General features: G+C 71.5%; 7 protein-coding genes and 4 pseudogenes. 3 read left to right on the top strand and 8 right to left on the bottom strand.

Annotation, left to right across the window (positions count from 1 at the left end; translation table 11 throughout):
* Positions 1-8: 8 nt before the first annotated feature.
* Positions 9-1,211: an aminotransferase class V-fold PLP-dependent enzyme gene (locus I53_RS18640; RefSeq protein WP_043353360.1), complete on the bottom strand. Its 1,203-nt coding sequence runs from the start codon at positions 1,209-1,211 to the stop codon at positions 9-11.
* A 122-nt stretch (positions 1,212-1,333) separates the two neighbouring features.
* On the opposite strand from I53_RS18640, the gene I53_RS18635 reads away from it, so the two are divergent.
* Complete coding sequence (locus tag I53_RS18635; protein ID WP_043353358.1) at positions 1,334-1,852, top strand: TspO/MBR family protein; 519 nt, start codon at positions 1,334-1,336, stop codon at positions 1,850-1,852.
* A 66-nt stretch (positions 1,853-1,918) separates the two neighbouring features.
* On the opposite strand, the gene I53_RS18630 is transcribed toward I53_RS18635, so the two are convergent.
* The 4 genes and pseudogenes from I53_RS18630 to I53_RS18615 all read right to left on the bottom strand — a co-directional run bounded on the left by I53_RS18630 (position 1,919) and on the right by I53_RS18615 (position 7,654).
* A complete protein-coding gene (locus I53_RS18630; protein ID WP_043353367.1) occupies positions 1,919-2,446 on the bottom strand; it encodes a phosphate-starvation-inducible PsiE family protein in 528 nt (175 codons plus the stop codon).
* 123 nt (positions 2,447-2,569) lie between these two features.
* Positions 2,570-3,125: pseudogene (locus I53_RS18625) on the bottom strand (DUF4337 domain-containing protein).
* An 83-nt stretch (positions 3,126-3,208) separates the two neighbouring features.
* Positions 3,209-6,346 (bottom strand): efflux RND transporter permease subunit, encoded by a 3,138-nt coding sequence (locus I53_RS18620; RefSeq protein WP_043353356.1) that lies wholly within the window; start codon positions 6,344-6,346, stop codon positions 3,209-3,211.
* Between the two features lie 21 nt (positions 6,347-6,367).
* Positions 6,368-7,654 carry an efflux RND transporter periplasmic adaptor subunit gene (locus I53_RS18615; protein ID WP_043353353.1) on the bottom strand — a complete coding sequence of 429 codons (1,287 nt, stop codon included), beginning with the start codon at positions 7,652-7,654 and terminating at the stop codon, positions 6,368-6,370.
* 177 nt (positions 7,655-7,831) lie between these two features.
* Between I53_RS18615 and I53_RS18610 the strand changes: the two genes are divergently transcribed.
* On the top strand, positions 7,832-8,014 hold the full coding sequence (locus I53_RS18610; RefSeq protein WP_043353351.1) for a hypothetical protein: 183 nt from the start codon (positions 7,832-7,834) through the stop codon (positions 8,012-8,014).
* A gap of 128 nt (positions 8,015-8,142) precedes the next feature.
* Here I53_RS18610 and I53_RS18605 read toward each other — a convergent pair.
* From I53_RS18605 to I53_RS18595, 3 genes and pseudogenes are all read right to left on the bottom strand, one after another.
* Positions 8,143-9,178 (bottom strand): annotated as a pseudogene (locus I53_RS18605) (glycosyltransferase).
* Positions 9,175-10,272 (bottom strand): annotated as a pseudogene (locus I53_RS18600) (glycosyltransferase family 2 protein). The pseudogenes I53_RS18605 and I53_RS18600 overlap by 4 nt, the downstream one beginning before the upstream one ends.
* 113 nt (positions 10,273-10,385) lie before the next feature.
* A complete protein-coding gene (locus tag I53_RS18595) occupies positions 10,386-11,480 on the bottom strand; it encodes a glycosyltransferase family 4 protein (RefSeq protein WP_043353349.1) in 1,095 nt (364 codons plus the stop codon).
* 332 nt (positions 11,481-11,812) lie between these two features.
* Here I53_RS18595 and I53_RS18590 point away from each other — a divergent pair.
* Positions 11,813-12,358 (top strand): annotated as a pseudogene (locus I53_RS18590) (SPFH domain-containing protein); the annotation flags it as partial.
* Between the last annotated feature and the right edge of the window lie 37 nt (positions 12,359-12,395).

The raw sequence follows: 12,395 nt of genomic DNA, 5'->3' as shown, positions 1-12,395 counted from the left end.
CTCGACAATCAGCCCCCGTGGGCGCTGCGCAGAGCCTGGTCGAGATCGCCGTACAGGTCCTCCGTGTCCTCGATGCCCGTGGACAGGCGCAGGAGTTCCGGCGGGCAGGGGCTGCCCGGGCCCTCCACCGAGGCGCGGTGCTCGATGAGGCTCTCGACGCCGCCGAGGGAGGTCGCCCGCTTCCAGAGCCGCACCCGCGCCGCCGTGGCGATGGCGCCGGCCTCGCCGCCGGCCACCCGGATCGACAGCATGAAGCCGAACCCGTCCCGCATCTGACGGCGGGCGATCGCGTGCCCGGGATCGTCCGGCAGTCCCGGATAGAGGACGTGGGTCACGAGCGGGTTCCCGCTCAGGCGCTCGGCGAGCCGCAGGGCACCCGCCGATTGTGCCGCGGCCCGCAGGTGCAGGGTCCGGAGCGAGCGCATCAGCAGGTAGGCCTCGAAGGGCCCGAGGATACCGCCGCTGCCGGCCCGGATCCCCCGGATCCGATCCCAGAACGCGTCGGCCCGCGCGCCCGCCAGCACGCCCGCCACGACGTCCGAATGGCCGTTCAGGATCTTCGTGGCCGAGTGCATCACGATGTCGGCACCGCGTTCCAGGGGACGCGTGTGCACCGGCGAGGCGGCCGTGGAATCGACGGCGAGCCGTGCCCCCGCCGCGTGGGCGATCTCGGCGGCGGCGGCGATGTCGGTCACCGTCCAGAGCGGGTTGCCGGGGGTCTCGATCCAGACGAGCCGGGTCCGGCCGGGCGCGACCGCGGCGCGCAGGGCATCCAGATCGGCCGTGTCCACGAAGGTGAGCGTCAGGCCGCGCCGGGGCGCCTCCTCGCGCAGCCAGCGCTTCAGCGCCCAGTACATGACCGTGCCGGCGACCACGTGGTCGCCGGGTTCCAGGGCGCCGAACACCGCGGTCGCCGCCGCCATCCCGGAGCCGAACAGCAGCGCGCCGGCCTCCGCACCCTCCAGCATCGCCAGGACGGATTCGGCCTCGCGCACCGTGGCGTTGTCGGGCCGCGCGTAGCTGTAGCCGGAGCTGTAGCCGTTGTCGGGATCGCGGATGAAGGTGGTCGAGACGTGCAGCGGCATGACCACCGCCCGCGTCCCGGGCTCGATCCGGCCCATGGCCTGGGCCGCCAGGGTTCGGGGCGTGAATTCCGGCGCAGCGTCGCTGCGGCTATCCGACGGACCCTGCGGCGCGTTAGGCAGTGACATCTGGCGATTCTCGGCGGATGGAGACGGCCGCGTGCCACGGCGCGTGGGCCCCGGCAAGCCACGCCCGCAACCCGCGCCTGCAAGCCACGCCCGCAAGCCCTGCCCGGTGGAGACGAACGATCATGACGGCCGCCATACACGTCCCCCAGGGGGCGCCTCTGTCGCGCTGGCTACGGCTCGCCGCCGCGATCCTGCCGGTGGCGGCCACCGCGGTGGTCGGCTCGATGGCGACCCAGGCCGAGATCCCGGGATGGTATGCCGGCCTGAACAAGCCGGTCTTCAACCCGCCGAATTGGGTGTTCCCGGTCGCGTGGACGATCCTCTATACGATGATCGCGATCGCACTCTGGCGGCTGCTCGGCACCATGCCGCGCACCGGACCGAGCCGCACGGGCTGGTGGCTCGCCCTGGCGGCCTTCCTGGTGCAACTGGTGCTCAACGCCGCCTGGACGCCCGTCTTCTTCACCGCCCACGCGATCGGCGCGGGGCTCATTGTCGTCGCGATGCTGCTCGTGACGGTGCTCTGGACCATCCGGCTGTCCTGGCGGTTCGACCGGATCGCCGCGTGGCTCCTCGTGCCCTACGCCGCCTGGGTGGGCTTCGCGACGCTCCTCAACGCGGCGATCCTGCGGATGAACTGAGCGCGCATGCGGTCTTCGCTCCGTCATCGCGGACGGAGCGCAGCGACCCGGAGCGGGTGAGCCGCGTCAGGATTCGCCGGCGGGCTTCTCCTCGCCGGCCGGCCGCCCGTCGTCGCGGGCGCGGTGGAGCAGGAAGATCGCGAAGACCATCGTGAGGATCAGCCCCGCCAGCACGCCGAGTTCGATCATCGATGCCTGGAACAGCGCCTGCTTCTCGGGCGACCAGTCCTTGGCGTGCATGATCTCGGAGGATTGCAGCGTGATCACCAGGACGCGCCGGATCGAGGCGATCAGCCCGACGATCAGGAACGGCTCGCAGGTCAGGGTGCCCGACCGCATCGAGACCCGCACCGTGTGCAGGATCTCGATCAGCATGAGCAGGAACAGCAGCCGGTCGATCACCTCCAGGATCTGCTGGGCGCCGCCGAGCGCCCGCATGGCCTCCCAGGTGAGCCCCGCGGCATCGACCAGCGCGACAATGGCGGTGAGGGCGAGCAGGAGACCGAGCGCCGCGTAGATCGCGTGCTCGGTGTGCAGGAAGATCGCGCTGGCGAGCCGCGTCAGGCGGCCCTGGTCTTCCGAATGAGCTGACATCATTCCCCCCTGGAATGTGCCGAAACGATCAGCTTCCGGCGCGCGCGTCCAGCCCATGGACGGGCGCGGCCGATCAATCGGACGCGAGGGTGGCGTTACGCCGCTGACTCGCGGGGCGATTCCTCAGTGGAAGAACGGCAGGGCATGCGGCGCGAGATAGCCGAAGCCGAGGAGTGCGGCTCCGGCGAGACCCAGGAAACCGCCGGCGAAGACCAAGAGGGTGATGCCGGTGATGACCTCGGCCGATGCCAGCACGATGCCGATCTGGAAGGCCGCCGAGGCCAATTCGTAATGGTGGTAACGCAGCAGCGCGAGGTCGCGCCGGCCTTCCGAAGCGCGGGCCTTGGCGGTCAGCTCCTTGCGCCCCTCGCCGGTGGCGGGCTCTGATTCCCAGCGCGTCAGGGTCTTGGCCCACTCGGCACGCTTGGCGGCGATCGCGTCCTGGTTCGGTCCCGGCGGAAGCAGGGCCAGGGCCTCGTCGGCGGTCTTCAGCACCGTGGAGCGGATGGTGCGGGCCTGAAATAGGCCCATTGTTTTGCGGCCTCGACATTGGCCCCGATCGACTCCGTCTGGGACGCCTTGCCAAGGTCTCGCTGAAGGCGAGGAACAGCGCCAGCACCGAGATCAGCAGCGCCACGCGCTTGTTCGACCCTTCGATCGCCCCGTGACCACCCGACATCGTTTAGCGCGTCTCCATTGATTCGATGGGGGGAGTCACAGCCCATCGCGGCGCGGGACGCAATGCACCGCGTCGCGTGGGTCCTATTCCGCGGCGATCCGCGGCGGCAGCGGATGCCCGTCGTTGGCCGGATGGGCCGGGTCGAAGGTCGTGGCATCCTCCGGGTCGTCGCGCTCGCCCACGAAGCGGCCGAACAGGCGCTTCAGCAGGCGCGACAGGTCGTCCATCAGGACGAAGATCGCCGGCACGAAGACCAGGGACAGCACCGTCGAGACGATCAGGCCGCCGATCACCGCCACCGCCATGGGCGAGCGGAACTCGCCGCCGATCCCGTAGGCCATCGCCGACGGCACCATGCCGGCCGCCATGGCGATGGTGGTCATCACGATCGGTCGGGCGCGCTTGCGGCCCGCATCCACGATGGCGACGTTCCGGTCGACGCCGGCGCGGATCTGCTCCACGGCGAAATCCACCAGCATGATGGCGTTCTTGGTCACGACGCCCATCAGCATCAGGATGCCGATCACCACCGGCATCGAGATCGGCATGTGGCAGATCAGCAGGGCCAGGATCGCGCCGCCGATGGAGAGCGGCAGCGAGAACAGGATGGTCAGCGGCTGCAGGAAGTTGCCGAACAGCAGGATCAGCACGCCGAAGACCATCATCAGGCCGGCGCCCATGGCGAGCGCGAAGCCCTCGAACACCTCGCCCATGACTTCTGCGTCGCCGGTCTGGCTGATCGTCACCCCGGGCGGCAGGTTCTTGGCCGTCGGCAGGTTCATCACCTGGGTGATCAGCTCGGCGAGCGCATCGGTGCCCTGCATGTCGCCCTCGAGGGCGACGCGCACGGCGCGGTCGTAGCGGTCGATGCCGGTCGGGCCCTGGCCGAGGCTGATATCGGCGACGGTGGCGAGCGGCACGGCGGCCCCGCCCTTGACCGGCACCTTCAGGGTCTCGAGATCGGAGAGCCGGCCGCGCAGGCGCTCGGGCAGCTGCACGCGGATCGGCACCTGCCGGTCGGTGGCGTTGAACTTGGCGAGGTTCATGCCGATGTCGCCGATCGTGCCGACCCGCACCGTCTCGGCGATGGTGTCCGTGCTGACGCCGAGGTCGGCCGCCACCGCGGGCTTCGGCCGGATCCGCACCTCGGTCCGGTCGAGCGGCGCCGTCGACATGACGTTGACGAGGTGGGGGACCCGCTGGGCCTCGCGCTGGAGCTTGGCGGCGACCTCCGCCACCACGGCCTTGTCGGGGCCGGCGATGATCAGCGCGAGATCGCGCTGGCCGCCCTCGCGCAGGGCCCAGAACCGCAGGTCCGGCTCCTCCCGCAGGATCGCCGCGACCTCGGCGTCGACCTGCTTCTGGGTCTTGTGGCGGGCGTTCTTCGGCGTGAGGTTGATGGTCAGGCTCGCGAGCCGCACCTCCTTCTTGGCCGGCAGCTGGCGGCCGCCGTCCACGAACACGCTCTTCACCTCGGGCAGCGCGCGGATCTTCTCCTCGATGCGGTCGGTGACCCGAACCGTGTCCGGGAGCCGGGCGCCCGGCGGCAGCTCGACCACGAACAGGGTGCGGGCCTGGTCCTCCGCCGGCAGGAAGCCCGCGGGCAGCAGGCCCGTGGAGGCGATCGAGGCGGCGAAGCACGCGATGCCGAGCACCAGCGTGATGAGCTTGTGCCGGACCGACCAGGCGACGAGGCGGGTGTAGCCGCGCATCACGAAGCCGTCCCGCTCGTGGTCCGGCCCGTGGTCGCGCAGGAAGTAGGCGGCGAGCAGCGGCGTGATCAGCCGCGCCACGAGCAGCGACATGAACACCGCCGCCGCGATGGTCAGGCCGAACTGCTTGAAATACTGGCCGGCGATGCCGCCCATGAAGGAGACCGGCGAGAAGATCGCGATGATCGTCGCCGTGATGGCGATGACCGCGAGCCCGATCTCGTCGGCGGCCTCGAGGGACGCGCGGTAGGGCGACTTCCCCATCCGCATGTGCCGGACGATGTTCTCGATCTCCACGATCGCGTCGTCCACCAAAATGCCGGTGACCAGGGTGATCGCCAGCAGGCTCACGGCGTTGAGCGAGAAGCCGAGTGCGCTCATCACCCAGAAGGTCGGCAGCACCGAGAGCGGCAGCGCCACGGCGGCGATCAGCGTCGCCCGCCAGTCCCGCAGGAACAGCAGCACCACCACGACCGCGAGGGCTGCGCCCTCGATCAGGCCCATCATGGCCGAGTGGTAGTTGCCGATCGTGTTGACGACGCTGGTGTCGATCAGGTCGAACCGCACGTTCGGGTTCGCCGCATGGAGCGCCGCGATCTTCTTGGCGACGCCCACCGAGACGTCGGCGTCGCTGGCGCCGCTCGCCCGGGAGATCGCGAAGGCGACCACCGGCTCGCCGTTGAAGCGCGCGAAGGTGCGGGGTTCCTCGGCGGTGTCGGACAGGGTCGCCAGCTCGTCGAGGCGGACCTTGCGGTTGCCCGGCACGACGATGGAGGTCTTGGCCAGCGTCTCGAGGCTCGCCGAGGCGGCGAGCGCCCGGATCGACTGCTCCTGGCCGCCGACCTCGGCCCGGCCGCCGGCCATGTCGGCCGAGGTCAGACGCAGCTGCCGGTTCACGTCCGCGGCGGTGATGCCCAGCGCCAGCAGCCGGTCGGGCTTCAGGGTGACGCGGATCTCCCGGGCGACGCCGCCCAGGCGCTCGACGCCGCCGACGCCCTTCACGCTCTGCAGGCCGCGGGCGACCACGTCGTCCACGAACCACGACAGGTCCTCGGGAGTCATGGCGGGCGCGGAGGCGCCGTAGACCATGATCGGCAGGCCGGCGATCTCCACGCGGGAGACGATCGGTTCGTCGATGGTGCGCGGAAGGTTCTGCCGGATCTTGGCGATGGCGTCCTTGACGTCGTTGGTCGCCCGATCCTGGTTTACCTCCAGGCGGAACTCGATCGTCGTCGTCGAGGTCCCCTCCGTGATGGTCGAGAGGATGTGCTTGACGCCCTTCACGCCGGCGACCGAATCCTCGACCCACTTGGTCACCTGGGTCTGCAATTCGGACGGGGCCGCCCCCGATTGGGTGATCGTCACCGAGACGATCGGGATGTCGATGTTGGGAAAGCGGGTGATCGGCAGCGAGCGGAAGCTCACCAGCCCGAGGATCATCAGGACCAGGAACAGGACCACCGAGGGCAGGGGCTTGCGGATCGCCCAGGCGGAGACGTTGAGGCGCATGGCCGGATCCTTCGACTCGTCCTACCGCGGGGCCGCGTCGGCGATCGGCGTGCTGCTGGCGGCAGCCGGCACGGGGCGTACCCGGTCGCCGTCGCGCAGGAAGCTGCCGGCGCGGGCCACGACGCTCTCGCCGGCGGCGACGCCCGCGCGGATCTCCGTGAAGCCCTCGGCGGAGAGGCCCGTGGTCACGGGCCGTGCCTCGACGCGCCCGTCCTTCACCACGAGGACGCTGGCGCGGCCGTCGGCGGCGTAGAGCAGGCTGGAGACCGGCACGGCGATGCCCGTACGGCGCGCGATCTCCACGTTGCCGCGGGCGAAGGCGCCGATGCGCAGGGCCGGATCGTCGCCGAGGCGGATGCGCACCTTGCCGAGCCGCGTCGCCCGGTCGACCTCCGGATAGACCCGGCGCACCGTGCCGGCGAGGCGGCGGCCGTCGTCGAGGTCGAGGCTCGCCGGATTGCCGACCTGGAGGCGCGCCAGGGACGTCTCGGGCACCTCGCCCTCCAGCTCGATCTCGCCCCGGGCGATCAGCCGGAACAGCGGTTCGGCCGCCGCGGTGGCGGTGGCCCCGATCCGGGCGGTGCGGCGGTTGATGATCCCGGCCTCGGGGGCGCGGATATCGGTGCGGGCCCGCCGCAGGGCGATCTCGGAGCCCGCGGCGCGGGCGGTGGCGAGGTCGGCCTGGGCGGATTGCAGACCGCCCTTGGCGGCGGCGAGGCGCCCTTCCGCGCCCTGGGCCGCCGAGACGCGCTGCTCCAGCACGGCCGCGGTGGCGTTGCCGGTCTTGGCCAGCGCCTGGGCGCGTTCCAGGGACTGCCGCGCCTCGACGTTGGCGGCCTCCGCCTGGACGATCTGGCTCCGGGCCTGGACGATGGCCGCCTCGGCCCGGGCGATCGCCGCGGCGTTGGAGGCCTCCTGCGTGGCGATCATCTCCAGCGACAGCTTGGCGAGGACCTGCCCCTTGGTGACGCGGTCGCCCTCCTCGACGAGCAGGTCGGTGATGCGCAGGCCCTCGACTTCGGGGGATACGAGGATCTCGTCCCGGGGGACCAGCGTGCCGGTGACGACGGCCCGCTCGACGATCTCGCGGCTCTCGGCCGGCACGACGGTCACCGCCGGGGCGATGGCGGCCGCGTCGGGAACGGCGGCAGTCTCGACGGCCCGGGCCGGCGCCGCGGCTAGGATCGCGAGCCCGCACAGGAGACTGAGGCGGGACGCGCGCCAACGGACATACTTCACGACGGGGGCCTCACAATCGGCGCTCGATTGATCTTGTCTCTCCCTCGCCGGGCAGGTCGGCGTTTTCATGGCGAGTCATCCTGGATGCGGATGAGAATAGCGCCATTGCGCGATGCCGTCGCCGGGCCTCGCGCCGCAGGGGATTGGCGCCGACGAACCGCGGCTGTTGTGTTCGGTCCCCCTGCAACCGGCGACGAACGGCGACGTTAATTCTGTGAAGGTCTTTTCGCGACCGGGGAGGGATCGATGAGCATTTTCCAGATTAGGCAGACAAAGAGCGGCGCCGTGCTCTGGACCGGGGCGGCCGATGACGAGCAGACGGCCCTCGACGCGATGGCGCGCGAGGCAGGATATCGTGACTTCTCTTCGCTGCCGGACGCGATCCGCGCCGACGGGATCGAGGCTGCGAAGCTCGATCTGATCTCCTGAGCCCAACCTGAAACACGTCCGCCGGAGCGAGCTTCGCTTCGGCGGCGGTGCGTTTGGAGACGGAGTTCGCTCTCCCGCCTCGTTGCGTCCGCAAGGACGCCCGCCCCGGACCGTCACGGGCCGATCATTCAGAGGTGCCGGACCAACGCCTCGATCGCCGCTGCGCAGCCCCGGACCGCATCCGGATCGTGCAGGGCGCCGATCACCGCCGGGTCGAGGGCGAGGCCGTCCCGGATCAGGCCCGGCCAGGCCGAGGCCGGGGGCCAGCCCGGATGGACGATCGCGGCGCCGAGCCGCGCCAGCGCCTCCGCCTTCTCGGTCTGCTCGCCGTAGGCCCGCTCCTCCGGCAGGCAGAGGAAGCGCTTCGCCTGCGCGGCGGCGAGCGCGACCACACCGTCGCCGCCGCCGCCAACCAGCAGCGCCGCCTGCGCCACCCGCGCCTCGACGTCGGGGACCCAGCCGTGCAGGTGCAGGTTGTCCGGCGTCTCGCCGCTGCCCGAGACCGGCCCCAGGACGTGCCAGGGCCGGTCGGGCACCGCCCGCGCCGCCGCGGCGAGATCCGCGAGGCTGCCCCCCGTGCCGCCGCGGCCGAACACCACCACGATGTCCCGGCTGCCCTCGGTGAGCCCTTGGGCCGGAGCGCCGAGGAAGCCCGCATACAGCGTCTTGGCCCGGACCCAGTCCGGGACGGACGACCCGTCGAGCGCGGCGGGGAAGGGCGCCAGCAGTCGCGTGGCGCTGCGAAAGGCTTCGAGGTGTGGCCGGTCGGTCCGCGTTCCGGCAAGCCGCACCACCAGGGTCGGCACCGACAGCAGGCGCGCCAGGAGCGCGACCTCCACCGAGACGTCGACCACGAGCAGGGCCGGGTCCGTTCGCTCCGCCCAGGCGGCGATGCGTGCCGTCCGGGCGCGGATGCCGGGATGGTTCAGAGGGGCGTAGTGGAGCGACTCCGGCCGCTCGGCCTCGCCGTCCCGGCCGTCGAAGGCCGCGGCGCCGAGGGGGCGATCATCGGGCAGGTCGACGACGTCGAGGCCGGCGGTGTCGAAGCCGGCGAGCGTACCGAGGATCGTGCAGGGTCGAGGCAGGGCCCCCGCGACGGCCCGGGCGCGCTGGAGATGGCCGGCGCCCTGGTGGTGGACGTACCATACCGATGCCGCGGGTCACGCGGCGGCCTTCAGGGAAAGGGCGAGGGCGTCTAGATCCGCGACCGCTTGATCCAAGGGACATTCCCGCGCCGGGCGCGCTGCGGGGATTCGAGGATGCGGTCGGCCCGCTCCACGAAGGCGATGTCGTTGGGGCAGGCCCCCGACGGAGGCGAGATTCCCCGGGGGGAGCCCTAACCGCCCGCAGGGTGCGACGCGGGCCTCGGGGTCCAGATGGAAGCCCGGGGGCAGCGCCGCCCGGGGCAGGATCAGCGCCTGCCAATGGGCGGCCTCCGGCAGCAGGTAGGCCTCTCCGTGAAGGACACGGGCGCGGCGCAGCATCTCGGTGGCCATGCCCCCCGAGACCCGCCCCTGATGGCGGGACGAGACCAGCACATGCACCTCCGGGCAGTGGCGCAGGCGCGCCCCGTTGGCGCGCAGCAGCCCGACGAGGGCATTGTCCTCGCCGCAGGGCAGCGCCGGCAGTCCCCCGACCGCCCGGTACAGGACGGCCGGAACGGCGAGGCTCGCCCCGGTATGGTCGCCGTGGCGGGGGGCGGGATCGTGCGGCGGCGGGTCCAGGAGATCCTCCAGGCGGCGGACACCGGACCAGTAGCGCTCGATGCGTGCGTGCAGGGCCACGAGGTCGGGATCCGCGGTGCCGTCCTCGTCGATCACGAGCCGGCCGCCGACGACGTCCGCGGCCTCCAGCGCGCGCAGGTTCGCCGTCACCCAGTCGGCGGGCAGGCGGGCATCCGCGTCGGTGGTGAGGAGGATTCCGTCCGGCTGTCCGTCGGCCTCCAGCCAGTCGGCCCCGGCCTCCAGCGCCATGCGCCGGGCCGTGCCGACATGGGCCTCAGCGCCGGCCAGCTCGACGTCGGTCAGGCGGAGGGCGAGGGTTGCGAGAATGCCCGAGGCTTCGACGTCCCGCACCGCCTGGACGGTCCCGTCCGTGCAGTTGTTGGTGAGAACCACAACCCTGAGGGGCGCCCGTGCCGAGACGCCCTCCTGCGCGGCCAGGGAGGCGAGCAGGCGGGGCAGGCGCTCGGCCTCGTTCCGGGCGGGAATGCAGACGACGCAGGGCAGGGGGGCCGGATGGTCGGCGTCCGTGGTCATGTCAGGTCTCCCGTGGCACCGTCATGCGCCGCGGAGGTCGGGGGCGGGGCGTCGAGCCGCCGGGCTCCGGGCTCGGGTGCGGAAATGCGGCACGGCGCGCGTATCTGCGCCGCTCAGCCGCGTCCTCCGGCGACGCGCAGGGCGGGCCGCGCCCGCTCGGCGCAGCGCGCGATCACCGCATCGTACGCTTCCAGGTAGCGTCCTGTCATGGCGGTGGCGTCGTAGAGCGCCTCCGCCCGGTCGCGGCAGGCCCGGCGCGACAGGCCGGCGGCCTCCCGGATGGCCACCGCGAGATCCTGCGGATCGTCCGGACGGGCGAGGCGGCCGCAGGACGCGTCCAGGATGTCGGGCATGGCACCGCGGCGGAAGGCGGCCACGGGGGTGCCGCAGGCGAGCGCCTCCGCCACGACGAGGCCGAAGGGCTCCTCCCAGCGGGGCGAGACGATCGCGACCCGCGCCCGGCCGAGATGATGGGCCAGATCCCGGTGCGCGAGATGGCCGAGATGCGTCAGGTCCGGCCCCATGCGTGGGGCGATCTCGGCGGCCCAGTAGCCGGGATTGAGCTTCGGGCCGGCGAAGGTCAGCGGCAGCCCGGCGGCGCGGGCGGCGTCGATGGCGAGGTGCAGACCCTTCTCGGGCACGATTCGGCCCGACCAGAAGGCGAAGGCCGGAACGTCGGCTTCTTCCGAGAACACGAAGGTCGACAGATCGACGCCGTTGTCGACCACCTGCGCGTTCGGGACGAGATGCGCCCATTCCTGCGCCAGCGACGGCGAGACCGCGAGGAAGGCCATGTCGGGATCGGCATCGACGATGCCGGCGACCAGGGACTCGAAGGGCGGCGTGTGCAGCACTGTCACCCAAGGGAGGCCGATCCGGGTGCTCTCGCACAGCGGCAGCGCGTGCAGGGAATTGTTGTGGACCAGATCGAAGCCCCCGGCCGCAACCATCTCCATCATGCGCCGGTAGGCCTCGTGCTCCGCCCGGTCGATCGCCTCCTCGCGGTCCGGGTCCAGGAGGGCGTCCCCGGTGGGATCGCAGAGCATCACGGGATCGAGCGCCGGGTCCGAGCCCCGGCTGGCGAACAGCGTGACGTCGTGCCCGTGCCGCTTCAGCGCGACGGTGAGGAGATGCGTGTGCATCTCCAAGCCGCCGGCATAGGGCTGGCCGATCGGGTATTTCAGATGTGCGAGGACAGCGATCTTCACGCGCGCACCGGATCCGGTTGGGTGGGGATTTCTGCCGCCCGCAGCGGCGCGAAAGGACTTCTTTCCGCGGCGAGGGTGGCGGGGATCATGCCGAATGTTTCTTCAACAAGCGTTGCGTTGGAGGGTCTGGAGCGACGACGAACGCGACGCTTGCCGACTTCCTAAGCGCCGCGGCCTGAACCAAAGATGATCGAAATGAATGGGGGCCCGTTCACGCCGGGCCGCGGCGGCCCCGTTTCTCGGCTGTCCGGGACCGCGGTCGCGAGGCGCGCATCAGCCTGCTAGGCTGCGTCTCGCGCGCCGGACGCGCGGCCGGGACGGAGAGGGTGTCGATGGGGCTGCCGTTCGGGCTGAGCGTCTTCGCGGTGGGCGTTGCGGCGCTGGCGGTCATCACCCTGGCCGCGGGCGTGAAGATCGTCCCCCAGGGCTACGTCTACACGGTGGAGCGTTTCGGCCGCTACGCCCGCAGCCTCGATGCCGGCCTCGGACTGATCACCCCCTTCGTCGAGCGGATCGGCCGGCGGGTGAACGTCATGGAGCAGGTGATCGACGTGCCGAGCCAGCAGGCCTTCACCCGCGACAATGCCGGCGTCACCATCGACGCGGTGGTGTTCTACCAAGTGCTCGACGCGGCGCGCGCCTCCTACGAGGTCTCGAACCTCGACCTCGCCGCCACCACCCTGACGATGACCAACATTCGCACCGTGGTCGGCGCGATGGATCTCGACCAGCTCCTCGCCCACCGTGACGAGATCAACGAACGCCTGCTCCGGGTGATGGATGCGGCGGCCTCGCCCTGGGGCGTCAAGATCAACCGGATCGAGATCAAGGATATCGTGCTCCCGGCCGATCTCGCCGGGGCCATGGCCCGCCAGATGTAGGCCGAGCGCGAGAAGCGCGCCTCGATCCTGGAGG

The sequence above is a fragment of the Methylobacterium sp. B1 genome (genome assembly GCF_000333255.1).
Lineage (GTDB): Bacteria > Pseudomonadota > Alphaproteobacteria > Rhizobiales > Beijerinckiaceae > Methylobacterium > Methylobacterium fujisawaense.
Note: the sequence above shows the minus strand (reverse complement) of the source record. Positions and strands in the feature narration are given on the sequence as shown.